The organism is Rasiella sp. SM2506, from assembly GCF_050859505.1.
Taxonomy (GTDB): Bacteria; Bacteroidota; Bacteroidia; order Flavobacteriales; family Flavobacteriaceae; genus Marinirhabdus.
Genome location: NZ_CP193934.1, coordinates 35,001 through 52,364 on the forward strand (window position 1 = coordinate 35,001; position 17,364 = coordinate 52,364).

Annotated in this window: 12 protein-coding genes, 2 tRNA genes and 2 rRNA genes (1 of these 16 cut by a window edge); 6 read left to right on the plus strand and 10 right to left on the minus strand. The window is 40.3% G+C overall.

Annotated elements, in window-relative coordinates; all coding sequences use genetic code 11:
- The 4 genes from ACQ2HF_RS00140 to ACQ2HF_RS00155 form a co-directional block, all read right to left on the minus strand.
- Positions 1-1,185: ribosomal RNA gene (locus ACQ2HF_RS00140) — 23S ribosomal RNA — on the minus strand (it extends 1,640 nt beyond the left edge of the window).
- 358 nt (positions 1,186-1,543) lie between these two features.
- Positions 1,544-1,620, minus strand: a tRNA-Ala gene (locus tag ACQ2HF_RS00145).
- A gap of 164 nt (positions 1,621-1,784) precedes the next feature.
- Positions 1,785-1,858, minus strand: a tRNA-Ile gene (locus ACQ2HF_RS00150).
- A gap of 168 nt (positions 1,859-2,026) precedes the next feature.
- Positions 2,027-3,549, minus strand: a 16S ribosomal RNA gene (locus ACQ2HF_RS00155).
- The 16S and 23S rRNA genes sit together here with 2 tRNA genes alongside, the layout of an rRNA operon.
- A 1,099-nt stretch (positions 3,550-4,648) precedes the next feature.
- Here ACQ2HF_RS00155 and thrS point away from each other — a divergent pair.
- From thrS to rplT, 4 genes are all read left to right on the plus strand, one after another.
- Positions 4,649-6,595, plus strand: coding sequence for a threonine--tRNA ligase (gene thrS, locus ACQ2HF_RS00160; protein ID WP_432411492.1), 1,947 nt, complete (start codon positions 4,649-4,651; stop codon positions 6,593-6,595).
- A 79-nt stretch (positions 6,596-6,674) separates the two neighbouring features.
- Positions 6,675-7,190 (plus strand): translation initiation factor IF-3, encoded by a 516-nt coding sequence (infC, locus tag ACQ2HF_RS00165; RefSeq protein WP_432413040.1) that lies wholly within the window; start codon positions 6,675-6,677, stop codon positions 7,188-7,190.
- Between the two features lie 106 nt (positions 7,191-7,296).
- The gene (gene rpmI, locus ACQ2HF_RS00170) at positions 7,297-7,494 is read left to right on the plus strand and encodes a 50S ribosomal protein L35 (protein WP_432411493.1); all 198 of its coding nucleotides are present in this window, start codon (positions 7,297-7,299) and stop codon (positions 7,492-7,494) included.
- A 131-nt stretch (positions 7,495-7,625) separates the two neighbouring features.
- Positions 7,626-7,970 carry a 50S ribosomal protein L20 gene (gene rplT / locus ACQ2HF_RS00175; RefSeq protein ID WP_432411494.1) on the plus strand — a complete coding sequence of 115 codons (345 nt, stop codon included), beginning with the start codon at positions 7,626-7,628 and terminating at the stop codon, positions 7,968-7,970.
- A 312-nt stretch (positions 7,971-8,282) separates the two neighbouring features.
- Here the strand turns inward: rplT and ACQ2HF_RS00180 are convergent, their stop codons facing one another.
- Positions 8,283-9,545, minus strand: coding sequence for an asparagine synthetase B (locus ACQ2HF_RS00180; protein WP_432411495.1), 1,263 nt, complete (start codon positions 9,543-9,545; stop codon positions 8,283-8,285).
- A 310-nt stretch (positions 9,546-9,855) separates the two neighbouring features.
- On the opposite strand from ACQ2HF_RS00180, the gene ACQ2HF_RS00185 reads away from it, so the two are divergent.
- Positions 9,856-10,236, plus strand: a complete 381-nt coding sequence (locus ACQ2HF_RS00185; protein WP_432411496.1) for a hypothetical protein — start codon at positions 9,856-9,858, stop codon at positions 10,234-10,236.
- A 109-nt stretch (positions 10,237-10,345) separates the two neighbouring features.
- Here the strand turns inward: ACQ2HF_RS00185 and dnaB are convergent, their stop codons facing one another.
- The 5 genes from dnaB to tgt form a co-directional block, all read right to left on the minus strand.
- A complete protein-coding gene (gene dnaB / locus ACQ2HF_RS00190; protein WP_432411497.1) occupies positions 10,346-11,902 on the minus strand; it encodes a replicative DNA helicase in 1,557 nt (518 codons plus the stop codon).
- A gap of 167 nt (positions 11,903-12,069) precedes the next feature.
- The gene (locus ACQ2HF_RS00195) at positions 12,070-13,023 is read right to left on the minus strand and encodes an acetyl-CoA carboxylase carboxyltransferase subunit alpha (protein WP_432411498.1); all 954 of its coding nucleotides are present in this window, start codon (positions 13,021-13,023) and stop codon (positions 12,070-12,072) included.
- A 56-nt stretch (positions 13,024-13,079) separates the two neighbouring features.
- On the minus strand, positions 13,080-13,982 hold the full coding sequence (locus tag ACQ2HF_RS00200; protein ID WP_432411499.1) for a DMT family transporter: 903 nt from the start codon (positions 13,980-13,982) through the stop codon (positions 13,080-13,082).
- On the minus strand, positions 13,969-15,048 hold the full coding sequence (locus ACQ2HF_RS00205) for an LptF/LptG family permease (RefSeq protein WP_432411500.1): 1,080 nt from the start codon (positions 15,046-15,048) through the stop codon (positions 13,969-13,971). Before ACQ2HF_RS00205 ends, ACQ2HF_RS00200 begins: the two co-directional genes overlap by 14 nt.
- Positions 15,049-15,107: 59 nt before the next feature.
- Positions 15,108-16,238 carry a tRNA guanosine(34) transglycosylase Tgt gene (gene tgt / locus ACQ2HF_RS00210; protein WP_432411501.1) on the minus strand — a complete coding sequence of 377 codons (1,131 nt, stop codon included), beginning with the start codon at positions 16,236-16,238 and terminating at the stop codon, positions 15,108-15,110.
- A 279-nt stretch (positions 16,239-16,517) separates the two neighbouring features.
- Here tgt and ACQ2HF_RS00215 point away from each other — a divergent pair, with 279 nt between their 5' ends.
- The gene (locus ACQ2HF_RS00215) at positions 16,518-17,363 is read left to right on the plus strand and encodes a transketolase (protein WP_432413041.1); all 846 of its coding nucleotides are present in this window, start codon (positions 16,518-16,520) and stop codon (positions 17,361-17,363) included.
- Position 17,364 lies beyond the last annotated feature (1 nt).

Genomic DNA, 17,364 nt, shown 5'->3' on the forward strand with positions numbered 1-17,364 from the left:
ATAGCTTCGGTAGTATGTTTATGCCCGATTATTATCCATGCCGGATCGCTCGACTAGTGAGCTGTTACGCACTCTTTAAATGAATGGCTGCTTCCAAGCCAACATCCTAGCTGTCTGTGCAATCCAACCTCGTTTATTCAACTTAACATACATTTTGGGACCTTAGCTGATGGTCTGGGTTCTTTCCCTCTCGGACATGGACCTTAGCACCCATGCCCTCACTGCATACAAACATTTTATAGCATTCGGAGTTTGTCAGGAATTGGTAGGCGGTGAAGCCCCCGCATCCAATCAGTAGCTCTACCTCTATAAAACTATGTATACGCTGCACCTAAATGCATTTCGGGGAGTACGAGCTATTTCCGAGTTTGATTGGCCTTTCACCCCTACCCTCAGGTCATCCCAAGACTTTTCAACGTCAACGGGTTCGGTCCTCCACTATGTGTTACCACAGCTTCAACCTGCCCAAGGGTAGATCACACGGTTTCGCGTCTACTACTACCAACTAAAGCGCCCTATTCAGACTCGCTTTCGCTACGGCTCCGGTCCTTAAGACCTTAACCTTGCTGGCAACAGTAACTCGTAGGCTCATTATGCAAAAGGCACGCCGTCACCCCAGAAGGGCTCCGACCGCTTGTAAGCGTATGGTTTCAGGTTCTATTTCACTCCCTTATTCAGGGTTCTTTTCACCTTTCCCTCACGGTACTGGTTCACTATCGGTCTCTCAGGAGTATTTAGCCTTGGCGGATGGTCCCGCCGGATTCATACAGGGTTTCACGTGCCCCGCACTACTCAGGATACCACTATCTCAACTTCCTTTACCTATACCGGGCTATCACCGTCTATGGCCACGCTTTCCAACGTGTTCTAGTTCATCGAGTATTAAATGTTGTGGTCCTACAACCCCGTACCTGCCGTAACAGATACGGTTTGGGCTATTGCGCGTTCGCTCGCCGCTACTAGCGCAATCACTTTTGTTTTCTCTTCCTCCGGGTACTTAGATGTTTCAGTTCCCCGGGTTCGCCTCCTTGCGGATACTATATCTTCAATATAGTGGGTTGCCCCATTCGGAAATCTGCGGATCAACTTGTATGTGCCAATCCCCGCAGCTTATCGCAGCTTATCACGTCCTTCATCGCCTCTGAGAGCCTAGGCATTCCCCATACGCTCTTACTTTGCTTATTGTACTTTTTTGCTCTTTTAATGAGTATTCATACTTTATATGTGTAAACACATACAAAGATTTTTAATTTAATTATTACTTTTCTCGTATTCTTTATTCTCAATATGTCAATGAACGTTTTTCCGTCAACAGTAAAAGTATGATGGCAGCAAAAACTATTTTATCATCCTTAAAAAACAGAACAATATCCTTGGTTGTTTTACTACCTATCAATCCTTAAACCTCAAGAATCGCGGAGTGTATCGGAGTCGAACCGATAAGCATATCCCGAAGTAAATTCAGAATGTGCTAGTCCCATAAAATGACTAAAACTCTATTTCAATATGTAATGAACGTATATTTCCGAAGAAATATAAAAAATGGTGGAGAATATCGGAGTCGAACCGATGACCTCCTGCGTGCAAGGCAGGCGCTCTAGCCAGCTGAGCTAATCCCCCATTTTATTAAGTTGCCGGTTATCAGTTAACAGTTATCAGTTAATTGATGACCTATACGTCAACTTGGGATACCCAACTTCTAAAATTTCCTTTCAATATGTACTAATGAACGTTTTTAAATTAAAAAATATACAATCGCATATCTTAAATCTAAAATCCTTTTGTAGTCTCAGGCAGACTCGAACTGCCGACCTCTACATTATCAGTGTAGCGCTCTAACCAGCTGAGCTATGAGACTTTCTCAGTCCTTAGCTTTCAGTATTCAGCAATCAGTTTTGATATACTGGTACTAAAGTCTTTAAGACTTAAAAAATTAAAATTGACAACTAAACCAAGAAAAGTACCCTATTTTGAAAAGCTATAAGCTTCTCGTCGCACTCTCTCTGCTCTTGCGAGCTTTCTCTAGAAAGGAGGTGTTCCAGCCGCACCTTCCGGTACGGCTACCTTGTTACGACTTAGCCCTAGTTACCAGTTTTACCCTAGGCCGCTCCTTACGGTGACGGACTTCAGGTACCCCCAGCTTCCATGGCTTGACGGGCGGTGTGTACAAGGCCCGGGAACGTATTCACCGGATCATGGCTGATATCCGATTACTAGCGATTCCAGCTTCACGGAGTCGAGTTGCAGACTCCGATCCGAACTGAGATAGGTTTTAAGGATTCGCTCCACCTCGCGGTGTGGCTGCCCTCTGTACCTACCATTGTAGCACGTGTGTAGCCCAGGACGTAAGGGCCGTGATGATTTGACGTCATCCCCACCTTCCTCACAGTTTGCACTGGCAGTCTTGTTAGAGTTCCCGACATGACTCGCTGGCAACTAACAACAGGGGTTGCGCTCGTTATAGGACTTAACCTGACACCTCACGGCACGAGCTGACGACAACCATGCAGCACCTTGTAATGAGTCCGAAGAAGGGCTAGTTTCCTAGCCTGTCCCACTACATTTAAGCCCTGGTAAGGTTCCTCGCGTATCATCGAATTAAACCACATGCTCCACCGCTTGTGCGGGCCCCCGTCAATTCCTTTGAGTTTCATTCTTGCGAACGTACTCCCCAGGTGGGATACTTATCACTTTCGCTTAGCCACTCAGACCGAAGTCCGAACAGCTAGTATCCATCGTTTACGGCGTGGACTACCAGGGTATCTAATCCTGTTCGCTCCCCACGCTTTCGTCCCTCAGCGTCAATACAATGTTAGTGATCTGCCTTCGCAATCGGTATTCTAAGTAATATCTATGCATTTCACCGCTACACTACTTATTCTAACCACTTCACATTGATTCAAGACGACCAGTTTCAATGGCAATTCTATGGTTGAGCCACAGACTTTCACCACTGACTTAGCCGCCCGCCTACGGACCCTTTAAACCCAATGATTCCGGATAACGCTCGGACCCTCCGTATTACCGCGGCTGCTGGCACGGAGTTAGCCGGTCCTTATTCTTACGGTACCGTCAAGCCCCCTCACGAGGGGGTGTTTCTTCCCGTATAAAAGCAGTTTACAACCCATAGGGCAGTCTTCCTGCACGCGGCATGGCTGGATCAGGCTCTCGCCCATTGTCCAATATTCCTCACTGCTGCCTCCCGTAGGAGTCTGGTCCGTGTCTCAGTACCAGTGTGGGGGATCCCCCTCTCAGGGCCCCTACCTATCGTAGTCTAGGTGAGCCGTTACCTCACCTACAAACTAATAGGACGCATACTCATCTCTTACCGTAACCTTTAATTATAAAAACGATGCCGTTATATAATACTATATGATATTAATCCAAATTTCTCTGGGCTATCCCATAGTAAGAGGTAGATTGTATACGCGTTACGCACCCGTGCGCCGGTCGTCAGCAAGTAGCAAGCTACTCCTGTTACCCCTCGACTTGCATGTGTTAGGCCTGCCGCTAGCGTTCATCCTGAGCCAGGATCAAACTCTTCATCGTGTAATCTTAAATAATATTCAAGTATTACGAAAAGCTCTCTCTCAAAAAATTCTCAGGTACTATTCTTAGTTTAGTTTCAATACAGATAGCGCTCTTTCGATTGCTACCCATACGCTGTCAATTTCAATATATCAATGAACTTTTAATTCTATTTCTCTCGGTACTCCGGACCCGTGTTTTAAGTCACTCATCCGTTTAGCGGGTGCAAATATACAACCCTTTTTTAAACCTGCAAGCAAGTTTCAAAATAATTTCAAAATAATTTCTGAACGTTGTTTTCTCCACACTATGCCCTCCAGATCTCTCCTTCAAAGCGGGTGCAAATATACACTCTTTTTCTAACCTGCAAGCAAGTTTTAAAATAATTTGAAAATAAATTTAAGAACGTTGTTTTCTTTACACTATGCCCTCCAGATCTCTCCTTCAAAGCGGGTGCAAATATACACCCACTTACTTTTATAAAACAAACTTATTCCAACCTTTTTTTTAGTTTTTAAGACCAAAATTCCCAACTCCCTGAAACTAGTATTCTTATCCTTAAAAGTTTTTTTCGACCTACCTATACCTATATATATAACCTCTTTTTAAAGCTATGCGACAAAGAGCTCTCCTTAAGAGAAGAAAGCCCTTCGGTACAATTTGAAGAAAACACCTTTCCAGACTTTATAGCCATCTTCCTTCAAATCACTCAGGAACCCACAAATAAGAGGTTTCAACAACTCAATGCCTAGTGTTGAATTACTATATGCTAATAAACCAACCTAACGAAAGCTGCGTTAGGGATTAAGGCGGCATCCTTTTTTACCCCTCGGCTACCCTCGGGGTACGGGTAACTCCAATTCAACTAAGGCGCAAACAAATGCTCTATTCTAACAACAAAAAAGATACAGCCGAAAGCCCGACCCCGACACGCCTGCTCTCTATACCACAGCCTTACACATAATTATAAAAACAACACCTTATCAAAGACAACTATAGATAAGAAAGGGGAAACGCCCGAGAAAAGTAAAAAGAGCGCAGAAAACAAAAAACAAAGACGGGTTGCATATTGCGAGACTTTTAAAACCGTAGTATCTTTGTCCTTTAAACAAAATGAATTATGATAGGGATTACCTTACCAGATGGTACTGTGAAACAATTTGAATCGGGCAGCACTCCAATGGATGTTGCGATGAGCATTAGTGAAGGGTTGGCCAGAAATGTGATTTCGGCTTCTTTTAATGGGACGAAAGTGGAAACTACCACCCCATTGACCACAGATGGTGATCTTGTTTTATTTCAGTTTAGAGATAAAGAAGGAAAAGAGGCTTTCTGGCACTCGTCTGCCCATATCCTCGCACAAGCATTGGAAACAATGTACCCTGGCATTAAGCTAACCATTGGCCCAGCGATTGACAATGGGTTTTATTATGACGTGGATTTTGGCGAGCAGAGTATTTCTGAAAAGGATTTGCCAGCTATTGAAAACAAAATGCTGGAGATTGCCCGCGGGAAACACACCTTTAGTATTCGTGAATCTTCGAAGGCTGATGCTTTGGATTTTTACAAGCGCCAAGGCAATGAATATAAAGTAGAACTTATTGAAAATCTGGAAGACGGAACCATCACTTTTTGTGACCACGATACGTTTACCGATTTATGCCGTGGGGGTCATATCCCAAATACCGGAATTGTAAAAGCTGTTAAGTTGATGAGTATTGCTGGTGCCTATTGGCGCGGTGATGAGAACAACACTCAGTTAACACGTATTTATGGCGTAACATTCCCAAAACAAAAAGATTTAAAGGAATACCTGGAGTTACTGGAACAAGCCAAGCTGCGCGACCATAGAAAATTAGGTAAGGAACTGGAGCTTTTTACATTTTCACAAAAAGTAGGTCAAGGGCTTCCATTATGGTTGCCAAAAGGAACTGCGCTACGTGAACGTTTAGAAAATTTCCTGAAAAAAGCACAGAAAAAGGCAGGGTACGAAATGGTAATTTCTCCACATATTGCTCATAAAGAACTGTATGTTACTTCGGGACATTACGATAAGTATGGGGAAGATAGCTTTCAGCCTATCAAAACTCCTAATGAAGGAGAAGAGTTTTTCCTAAAACCAATGAACTGCCCGCACCATTGTGAAATGTACAAGTATAAACCGTGGTCTTATAAAGATCTACCAAAGCGTTATGCTGAATTTGGTACTGTATATAGGTATGAACAAAGTGGCGAATTACACGGGTTAACGCGTGTGAGAGGTTTTACACAAGATGATGCGCATATTTTTTGTACACCAGACCATCTGGATGAAGAATTTAAGAAAGTAATAGACCTTGTTTTATACGTATTTGGTTCTTTAGGATTTGAAAACTTTAAGACACAGGTTTCTATTAGAGATCCTAAAAAACCTGAAAAATATATTGGTGACGTACAAAATTGGGAGAAAGCAGAAAATGCTATCATCAATGCGGCTAAAGAAAAAGGATTGGATTATGTTATTGTAGAAGGTGAAGCTGCGTTTTATGGTCCTAAATTAGACTTTATGGTGCAAGATGCGCTTGGAAGAAGCTGGCAACTGGGAACCATACAGGTAGATTACAACCTCCCGGAACGCTTTGACCTTACGTATAAAGGCAGTGATAATGAATTACACCGTCCGGTAATGATTCACCGTGCTCCTTTTGGAAGTATGGAACGTTTTGTGGCAATTTTGCTAGAACATACTGGCGGAAATTTCCCGCTGTGGTTGATGCCTGAGCAAGTAAACATCTTGTCAATTAGTGAAAAATATGAAAATTACGCCAAAAAAGTTTTAAATTCGTTAGAAAATGACGAAATTCGCGCCCTTGTGGACAATAGAAACGAAACTATTGGCAAGAAAATACGGGAGTCTGAAATGAATAAGTTTCCGTATATGTTGATTGTGGGTGAGCAGGAAGCGAACGATGGCACAGTAAGTGTAAGAAAACATAGCGAAGGAGATATAGGAACGATGACCGTTGCCGAATTTTCTGAACTCATTAACACAGAGATTAAAAATAATATTGTAGATTTTAATGTATAATCACCCGCCAAAAACGGAACCTAAATAAAGATAAGCCATAGCAATACGAAGAAAAAGAAGTAGGGGTCCTGCGAGGATCATAAAAGAAGACCAGCACAGAATCAATAGAAAGATACGTGCGACCGAAGTGCGTCTTGTTGGAGACAATGTAGAGGTAGACGTATATCCATTGAGCAAAGCATTAGAAATTGCTGCCGAACAAGAACTTGATCTGGTAGAAATTTCACCTGATGCTAAGCCACCTGTATGCAAGGTGATGGATTACAAAAAATTTGTGTACGAACAGAAGAAGCGCGAAAAGGCTATGAAAGCCAAAGCTTCTAAAGTAACCGTGAAGGAAATAAGATTTGGTCCCAACACAGACGACCATGATTATGAATTCAAGAAAAAACACGCAGAGAAGTTTTTGAAAGAAGGCGCAAAATTAAAAGCATACGTATTTTTTAAAGGTCGTTCTATTATATATAAAGACCAAGGGGAGATTTTACTACTTCGTTTGGCTCAGGAATTGGAAGACTACGGAAAAGTAGAACAAATGCCAAAACTGGAAGGGAAAAGAATGATCATGTTTCTTGCTCCCAAAAAGACAAAATAACCCTTCGGCTCCGCTCAGAGTGCATTTGCACGCTGCGCTTGTAAGACCGAATTACAATATTATCTGCCCTGGCAGATGATGCGAAATAATACTAAAAATTAAAGACATGCCTAAACAAAAAACAAAATCTAGTGCTAAGAAGCGTTTTAAGCTTACAGGTACTGGAAAAATTAAAAGAAAGCATGCGTTTAAAAGCCACATCTTAACAAAGAAGAGCAAAAAACGCAAGCTTAAATTGACTCATGATGGTTTGGTACACAAAGCAGATGAGCCCAATGTTAAGATAATGCTTCGTTTGAAGTAAGCCGTCTTAACCGGTTAAAACAAATTTTAAACCCTGGAGTTGAGCCTTAAAAATTTTAGATTGACAATTGTTGATTTTAGATTTTTAAATAAAGTGTCGAAAGACCGCTTACTACAAAAAACAATTAAATTATGCCAAGATCAGTAAATTCAGTTGCTAAAAGAGCCCGAAGAAAAAAGGTGATGAAGCAAGCCAAAGGATACTTTGGAAGACGTAAAAACGTATGGACGGTTGCAAAAAATGCAGTTGAAAAAGCAAGAACATATGCTTACAGAGACCGTCGTGCAAAAAAGAGAACTTTTAGAGCGTTGTGGATCACCCGTATTAATGCAGGTGCAAGACAACACGGAATGTCTTACTCTCAGTTTATGGGAGGGATGAAAAAAGCAGAAATAGGCTTGAACCGTAAGGTACTTGCAGATTTAGCAATGAATCATCCTGAAGCTTTTGAAGCTATCGTTAAAAAAGTAAAATAAACTAGAAACCTATTATTTCGCAATACAGAAAACCCTGCTCCTTTGGAGTGGGGCTTTTTTGTGTCTTGACTTCGACACACTCTAACGAATCTATATTCTTAGACTTATTACTACGATTCCGTTAGATTACTCAGACACCTTTGCTTGATTAGATTATTTCAAATTGAAAAGGGCAAGGAGTTTTTTAATCTATTACTAATTATAAAAACACACCCCTAACTTCCCGAAATAAATTCGGGACCGGATGTCTCAAGAAGGAATATCGGTTATTTAAATACAACTCGTCGCTCGTCGCTCAAAATTCGTAGTTTATTAGGTTTTTTGCTTCTTCTTTTTCGCCGCAGGAAACAATACGTTGTTTAAGATCAATCTGTAGCCTGGAGAGTTAGGGTGTAATGCCAATTCTGTCTTAGCGTCTCCTACTCTATGCTGATAATCTTCTGGGTCGTGACCTCCGTAAAAGGTAAAAAATCCTTTTCCCTTTATTCCGTGAATATACCTGGCTTCGTTGTTGGTTTTGTTTTCACCCATTACCAAGACATTTGCTTTTACGGTCTTCCTATCATACGAAGTTGTCTGTCCCATAAAGCCTTTTACCAAAGAGGTATGGTTCTGTACCAACATACACGGAATTGGATCCCACTTAGCGCTATAATCCATTAAGCTAAAATAATCTGTTTCCTTTGGAATACGTCGGTCTTGCGTCATATCTATACTGGAATATTCGTACACCATCGGGCTACGCTCCAAGGTGAATTCTTTAAAGGCAAAGGTTTTGTTGTAATCAATTTTACTTTGGTAACCGGGTTCGCTGGGGTCTCCGTCGAACATAGGTTCACAAATATCCACGCCTTCTGCCGCTAAGGCAATGTCGAAACTATCGGTAGCGCTACACATAGCAAACATAAATCCGCCGCCAATTACGTAATCTCTAATCTTTAAGGCAACGTCTCTTTTTTCTTCTGAAACTTTATCATAGCCTAATTTAGTGGCAAGCATTTCAGATTTTCGTTTTTCTTCTATATACCAAGGCGCAGCGCGATAGGCTCTATAAAATTTCCCGTATTGACCCGTGAAATCCTCGTGGTGTACGTGTAACCAATCGTATAATAATAACTGATCGCTTAATACTTCTTCGTCATAAATTACGGTATAGGGAATTTCAGCATACGTCAACACCATCGTCACCGCATCGTCCCACGGCTGATTCCCTTTTGGAGAATACACGGCTATTTTTGGTGCTTTTTCTAAAACCACCGCTTCCATATTCTGGGAAGGGCTGGCAATTTCCAGTAGGATTTGTTCGGTTTTGGAGTCGCTTAACACTTCAAAAGAGATACCACGGATCTGGCATTCTTTTCTTACTTCTTCGGCATCGGGCAATAAAAAAGAACCGCCACGGTAATTGAGCAACCATTTTACTTTTTGATTTTTTTCTAACGTCCAATAGGTAAGTCCGTAGGCTTTTAGGTGTTCCTTCTGGCCTTCGGCATCCATTGGGATTAATATATACGAAGCGGAAGCAGAAAGGCTAAAGCTGAAAAATATAAGGGCTATTACTAAGTGTTGTATCATACCGGGGAAGTTACAAATTTTGAGCCAAAGTTTTGAAGAGAGGTGAGAGTTTTTGGAGACAGCATGCAAGACGTTTTAATAGACGACTGTTGGATACACGATGTTTTTTAGTAGTCACACTTTACAAAAACGCAGCAGGTTTTATTGATAGTAAGAAGAGAATATCTGAAAGCTAATAATAAAATTGATTGAGACTCATTTTCTATATCTTCCAAGTTAAAACTACCCAATTTTAAATTGTTTCTGAAATCTTTTCGCTTTTAAGGATAATAAGATGCTATATATTAAACTACCAAGAATTAAAACTTTAATGATACTACCACTTAATAATGAAACGGGGTCTATGATGGCATTTAAGATATACACGCAAAGTAAAATAGTTAATGGTAATGCTGTAAAAAGTAGGGGTGCTTTTTTTACGAGAATAGCACAAAAAACAAATACCAAAGCAAGAAAAACATTCAAAACCAAATCAAATAAATGGTATGTATCGCCTGAGTATAAAACAAAAACAGAAAGTACATTTAAAGCAGCAAGTGCAAATAGTATTTTCCTAACGTTCCCAACTGCATCGGAAGAGTCTCGTACAATACCTTTTTTAGAAATAAATTTATCAATATGTATTGACTTTTCCTTTTCGGTACCTTTAAAGGGGAATATACAATTATCACAAAAATCTGAATTTTCGTAAGTATCAATTCTACAAGCAGGGCATTGAGTTAACTCCATGAGATATATTTTGATAACCATCCAAAAATATCATTTTTAGACTATTCTGCTAAAAGATAGTGAGATAAATTTTAGAAGGGCACATCATCATCCCCACCTTGAGGCGAAAGATCATCATTCATAGAGCTACCAAAAGCTTCGTCTGGGCTTGGGAGGTTTTCTGTTTTAAAGGTATCGTCGTTGGCGGCGGCGTTCATTTTACTGTGGAATTCGCCGGTAAAGTCAAAGGTTTCCAGATTTTCAAAACGTCCTAAATGCCCAACAAATTTTAAACGAATTTCATCCAACCCACCGTTACGGTGCTTGGCTACAATAAATTCCCCCTGGCCTTCGGTTGGAGAGCGTTCTTCGTCGTCCCACTCTTCAATCTTGTAGTATTCCGGGCGGTAGATAAAGCTTACAATATCGGCATCCTGCTCAATCGCTCCAGACTCACGCAGGTCACTCAATAATGGGCGTTTGCTTCCTCCACGGGTTTCCACCGCACGGGACAACTGTGATAGTGCGATTACAGGAATCGCTAATTCTTTTGCCAGGGCTTTCAGGTTACGCGAGATGGTAGAAATTTCCTGCTCCCGGTTTCCTCCTTTTTGGCTACCTCCTGCGGTCATTAATTGCAGGTAGTCAATCATAATTAATTTAATACCGTGCTGTGACGAGAGTCGTCTTGCTTTGGCTCTCAAATCGAAAATAGAAAGTGAGGGGGTATCGTCGATAAACAAGGGTGCTTTTTCAAGTGCGTTTACTTTTACGTTGAGTTGTTCCCACTCGTGCTTTTCCAGGTTTCCAGTACGTAGCTTTTCTGAAGAAAGTCCCGTTTCCGAAGAAATCAATCTGGTAATTAATTGTACTGAAGACATCTCCAAGCTAAAAAATGCTACAGGAATATTATGCTCCACAGCCACATTACGTGCCATAGACAAGGTAAGTGCCGTTTTACCCATACCTGGACGTGCTGCGATGATAATTAAATCACTAGGTTGCCAACCCGAAGTTAACTTATCTACTTTATCAAATCCTGATGGAATTCCTGAAAGTCCTTCACGGTTTGCAATTTCCTGAATTTTCTTCTTTGCCTGGATTACTAATTGCTGTGCCGTTTCCGAAGAACGCTTTATATTTCCCTGGGTAATTTCGTATAATTTGCTTTCGGCTTTATCTAGCAGGTCAAAAACATCGGTCGTTTCGTCGTACGAATCTTCTATAATTTCGTTGGAAATTTTAATCAACGAACGCTGAATGTATTTCTGTAATATGATTCGCGCATGAAACTCAATATGTGCCGAAGAAGATACTTTTTGGGTTAACTGTACAAGATAAAATTCACCTCCTGCAGCTTCCAGGGTTGAACTCTTCTTTAATTGGCTTGCAACGGTTAATAAGTCGACCGGTTCGCTGTTTTCAAACAGTAAATGTATGGCTTCAAAAATGTGTTGGTGTTGCTGTTTGTAAAAAACATCTGCCGAAAGAATATCGATCACCTCATCTACTCCTTTTTTGTCAATCATCATGGCCCCCAGCACAACTTCTTCTAAATCAATAGCTTGTGGTGGTAATTTTCCTTTTTCCAACGAGATTACCTGCGCGGAGCGTGATTTGTATGAGGTTTGAGGTTGCACTTTTTCCATAAGGCGAATGTAAAGAAAATGTTAAGGGAGATTCGTATAAAGGTACTTACTTATATTAACGGGTCATGAACAATTGCATTGTTAACAACTGCGATTTTCTGTTAACAACCCGCAAAAAAATCCGAAGTGCGAACTTCGGATTTTGTGATGTGTTGGTATGGTTATGATTAGCCTTTAAAGACTCCCATTTCAAAATATTTTTCCATACGTTGGTTCACTAATTCGGATGGGGATAAGTTCTTAAATTCCCCGTATGCTTTTTCAATAGCGCTTGCAACGGTCTTAAATGTCTTTTCACGATTGCTATGTGCGCCACCTACGGGTTCTTTTATAATTTGGTCTATGAGTTTCATCTTTTTCATATCGGTTGCCGTCAATTTCAAAGCTTCTGCTGCTTGTTCTTTAAATTCCCAACTACGCCATAAGATAGACGAACAGCTTTCGGGAGAGATGACAGAGTACCACGTATTTTCTAACATTAATACCGTATCTCCTACTCCTATTCCTAAGGCGCCACCACTGGCTCCTTCACCAATAATTACGACAATAATTGGCACTTTAAGACGCGTCATTTCCAAGATATTTCTGGCAATGGCTTCTCCTTGTCCACGTTCTTCTGCTTCCAATCCCGGATAGGCTCCTGGGGTGTCCACTAAAGTAACTACAGGAACACCAAATTTTTCGGCAGACTTCATTAAGCGTAATGCTTTACGGTAGCCTTCTGGGTTTGCCATACCAAAGTTTCGGTATTGGCGTGTTTTGGTGTTGTATCCTTTTTGCTGACCGATAAACATAAAGCTCTGGTCGCCAATCTTACCAAGACCGCCCACCATTGCTTTATCATCTTTAAAACTACGATCGCCGTGCAGCTCCAAAAAAGATTCCCCACATATGGCTTTAATATAATCCATAGTGTAGGGACGGTTGGGGTGACGCGATAATTGTACGCGCTGCCAAGGCGTTAAATTTTTATAAATATCCTTCTTGGTGTCTGATAATTTTTTCTCAATCTGCTTGCACGTATTGGTCACGTCTACATCACTGTCCTCGCCAATCTGGCAAGCCTTTTCGTATTGTTCCTGCAAGTCTTTTATAGGTAACTCAAAATCAAGATACTCCATTATTTTTCTTGGTTTGGTTTGTAAAAAGTTAAGTCTACAAATATAAAGTTTTGTCCTTACACATTAGTTAAAGTGCGCTTTTTTCTATTCAATCTATTTTTAACAATGCCGTTGGCGATTACTGTCACTACAATGATGAGTGCACCATAATAAAATTGGGGGCTCATATTTTCGTCGTCTCCTAATATAAGGAGCGCGAGTACGATTCCATAAACGGGCTCCATATTTATGGTAAGCATTACGGTGTAGGGGCTTATCCATTTCATTACATGTACCGAAGCGATAAAAGCGTATGCCGTACAGGCCGAAGCCAATATAAATAGGTAGAGCCAGTCTGTGCTTTGTAGCTGAAAAAATTCGGCTGTAAAGCTTCCGCTGAAAGCTAAGTAAACTGTAATACACAACATTCCGAAGCCTAATTCATAAAAAGAAATTGCCGAAGCGTTGTACTTCACAGCAAATTTTCCATTAATAACCGAGAATAAAGCACCTAATAAAGATGCCGCTAAGGCAAGGAGTATTCCGTACAAATAATCACCTTCTACGTCAAAGATTACGTACAGCCCAACAACAACCAATAGCCCAAAAAGCACTTCGTAGCTAATTATTTTTCGCTTATAAAATAATGGTTCTAACAGTGAAGTAAAAAACGCTCCGGTGGACATAATTGCCAACGTAACTGAAACATTTCCCACTTTAATGGCTCCAAAAAATGCCAACCAATGCAGTGCAATAATGAGTCCTGCCAAGGCAAATCCTGCTAGTGTTTTCTTCGGAAACTGTAAGGGTGTTTTTCTGAATTTCAGAAACAAAAGAATAAAACCTGTTGCCATTAACATTCTATACCAAACGAGCGGAATGGCTTCAATAGAAATAAGTGCGCCAAGGACGGCGGTAAATCCCCATATAAAGACTATAAAATGTAAATGGAGGTAATTAAGGAGTTTATCGTTTTGCATTTCTCAACAAATAGATAGCTAAAATAGCAAATACTATATTAGGGAACCAGGTAGCAAGAAATGGAGAGAAATCGCTTTGCTCTGCCATCGTTCCGAATATTTTATCAAAAAAGATAAAGACCATTCCTATTCCTATCCCTATAGCAAGGTTCACTCCCATCCCACCACGGCGTTTTATGGAAGAAACCGCCACTGCAATTATGGTTAAAATATAGGCTGAAACAGGAAGACTGTACCTTTTATAACGTACTACTTCGTACCTATTAATATAAGAAGAACCTCTCGCCTTTTCCCGTGCAATAAATCTGTTTAGTTCTATTACGTTTAGAGTTTCAGCAATATAGTCTACCGGTGTAAGATCTTCCATCTCAAAATCGAATACGGTGTCGAGACGTTCTTTTCTTACAATTATATCATCATTTTGGCCTACAATTCTTTTCCTATATTTATACAGTGAGTACGTGCTATCTTTCGAGTTGTACTTAATACGGTTGGCAGATATCTTGTAGGTCATTTCGTTACCTTTAAAATGTTCTAAGGTAAAGTTATTGCCACTTTGCTCTTTTACATTAAAGTAACTGGCGTAAATATAATCGTTGTCGTTAATCTGCCTAAATACATTGGTTTGGTCGCGATCTTGTTTCCCCTTTTTTAAATATTCGTATTTAAACTCATTAAATCCTTTACTTGCCGTGGGGGCAAAATACATTCCTGAAGCTAAGGCAATAAGGCATACAATGGTGGCACCAATCATATACGGACGTAAAAACCTATAAAACGAAACTCCACTACTTAAAAAGGCAATGACTTCGGTATTATTGGCTAGCTTAGAGGTAAACCAGATCACAGAAAGAAATAAAAATAACGGAAATAATAAATCGGCAAAGTAAATTGTGAAGTCTAAAAAGTATTTGGCTACAATTGGAAAGGGTACTTCATTTTCCAAGATTTTATCAATCTTTTCAGCCAAATGCACAATAATCCCTATGGGTACAAACAACAACATCAGGAGACCAAATGTTCCCAGATATTTCTTTAATATGTATTTATCTAAAATGCTGAGCATAGTGAGTGGTGAGTGGTGAGTGGTGATTTTTCTAAATTTCAACCACAAACTACAAACTTTTATAACCTTTTATCCATTTGTTTTACCATTTTATTTTTCCAGGTTGAAAACGTACCCGCTAAAATTTGTTTTCTGGCTTCACGCATCAACCAAAGATAGAACCCTAAATTATGGATGGTGCAAATTTGCCGTGCAAGCATTTCGTTTACTGTAAATAAATGCCGAACATATGCTTTGCTATATTCTGTATCTACCCAAGTGATAGCCATATCGTCAATCGCAGAAAAATCTGCTTCCCACTTTTTATTTTTAATATTAATGCTTCCGTGAGCGGTAAATAACATTCCGTTTCTTCCGTTTCGGGTTGGCATGACACAATCGAACATATCGATCCCTAAAGCAACATTCTCCAAAAGATTTATGGGTGTTCCTACGCCCATTAGATAACGTGGTTTTTCCTTCGGGAGTATTGCGGTTACCACCTCAGTCATCGCGTACATTTCTTCGGCAGGTTCCCCTACTGAAAGTCCGCCAATGGCATTTCCTTCAGCTCCAACAGATGCAATATATTCTGCAGATTGTTTCCGTAGATCTTTATAGGTACTTCCTTGAACTATAGGAAAAAAGGTTTGATCATATCCGTACTTTACAGGTGTTTTTTCTAAGTGTGTGATACAACGTTCCAACCAGCGATGCGTCATATGCATTGAGCGCTTTGCGTAGTTGTAATCGCAGGGATAGGGTGTGCATTCATCGAACGCCATAATAATATCGGCACCAATGGTACGCTGTATTTCCATCACATTTTCTGGTGTGAACGTGTGATAACTCCCGTCAATATGCGACTTAAACTTTACGCCTTCTTCTTTAATCTTCCTTCTATCTGATAGGGAGTATACCTGGTAGCCACCACTATCGGTAAGGATATTTCTATCCCAGTTCATAAATTTATGAAGGCCTCCCGCTTTTTCCAGGATCTCTACACCTGGGCGCAGGTATAAATGGTAGGTATTTCCAAGAATAATATCCGGATTAATTTCCTCCCGTAACTCACGTTGATGCACTCCTTTTACGGTTCCTACCGTTCCCACAGGCATAAAAATAGGAGTTTCTACAGGGCCATGATCTAGTTGAATAGTTCCAGCTCTAGCTTGCGTTTCGGAATCGGTTTTATGTAAAGTAAACTGCATATAGATTTCAATCTTGAAGGTGCAAAGATACTTTTTCTAATCATGAATTACGAACGACAAAGTATGAATAATGATTTACGAGTGTTGCTGTACAAATTACGGTGTACGCGGTGCGATTTCATAGGTAAGATTTTGAAAACCATACTCATAAATTTTGAATTTAGAATCTTGAATTCCATAAGTGTTAACAAAAGCTTTAAATCGTTAATAAAAGCATTGTTTAGTCCTTTGTGCTACTTGTGAATTCAATTACTTTTGAAACTGAAAATTAAACACACCATGGCAGATATTGAAAAATTAGAAAATCTTGTTACCCAAGTCCGTAGGGACATCTTACGACAAGTACATAAAGTTAATTCTGGTCACCCAGGTGGCTCTTTAGGCTGTGCCGAATTTTTTGTAGCGCTTTACAATGACGTAATGGAGCGCAACGATGGTTTTTCTATGGATGGAAAAGGAGAAGATCTATTCTTTCTTTCCAATGGACATATTTCTCCTGTATTTTATAGTGTTTTAGCGCGATCGGGTTATTTTCCTGTTGAAGAATTAAATACGTTTAGACTTTTAAATTCACGTTTGCAAGGGCATCCAACTACACACGAAGGATTGCCAGGTATTCGCATAGCTTCTGGATCTTTAGGACAGGGGATTTCAGTAGCTCTAGGTGCAGCAGCGACCAAAAAACTAAACAAAGACAACCACCTCATCTACGCTCTTTGTGGGGACGGAGAATTACAAGAAGGTCAGAATTGGGAAGCCATTATGTACGCCGCTGCTAATAAAGTAGACAATTTAATTGTATCTATTGACCTTAACGGGCAGCAAATAGACGGGTCTACAGACAATGTATTGAATATGTTAAGCGTGCGCGCTAAGTTTGAAGCTTTTGGCTGGGAAGTGCTCGACATAGAAGAAGGGAACAATCTTGAAGCTGTAATAGATGGTTTACATAAAGCGAAATCTAAAACAGGGAACTACAAACCTATTTGTGTATTGTTACACACGGTAATGGGGAATGGCGTAGATTTTATGATGCATACCCACGCTTGGCACGGGAAAGCTCCTAATGATGAACAATTAGAAACGGCCCTTAAACAGAATCCTGAAACGTTAGGAGATTATTAAT

Bases quoted from the DNA above. Each gene is read 5' to 3' on its own strand.
- dnaB (WP_432411497.1), bottom strand. From the start codon at position 11,902: ATGGAAAAAGTGCAACCTCAAACCTCATACAAATCACGCTCCGCGCAG.
- tgt (WP_432411501.1), bottom strand. From the start codon at position 16,238: ATGCAGTTTACTTTACATAAAACCGATTCCGAAACGCAAGCTAGAGCT.
- rpmI (WP_432411493.1), top strand. From the start codon at position 7,297: ATGCCTAAACAAAAAACAAAATCTAGTGCTAAGAAGCGTTTTAAGCTT.
- ACQ2HF_RS00185 (WP_432411496.1), top strand. From the start codon at position 9,856: ATGATACTACCACTTAATAATGAAACGGGGTCTATGATGGCATTTAAG.
- ACQ2HF_RS00215 (WP_432413041.1), top strand. From the start codon at position 16,518: ATGGCAGATATTGAAAAATTAGAAAATCTTGTTACCCAAGTCCGTAGG.
- thrS (WP_432411492.1), top strand. From the start codon at position 4,649: ATGATAGGGATTACCTTACCAGATGGTACTGTGAAACAATTTGAATCG.
- ACQ2HF_RS00195 (WP_432411498.1), bottom strand. From the start codon at position 13,023: ATGGAGTATCTTGATTTTGAGTTACCTATAAAAGACTTGCAGGAACAA.
- ACQ2HF_RS00200 (WP_432411499.1), bottom strand. From the start codon at position 13,982: ATGCAAAACGATAAACTCCTTAATTACCTCCATTTACATTTTATAGTC.
- rplT (WP_432411494.1), top strand. From the start codon at position 7,626: ATGCCAAGATCAGTAAATTCAGTTGCTAAAAGAGCCCGAAGAAAAAAG.
- ACQ2HF_RS00180 (WP_432411495.1), bottom strand. From the start codon at position 9,545: ATGATACAACACTTAGTAATAGCCCTTATATTTTTCAGCTTTAGCCTT.
- ACQ2HF_RS00205 (WP_432411500.1), bottom strand. From the start codon at position 15,048: ATGCTCAGCATTTTAGATAAATACATATTAAAGAAATATCTGGGAACA.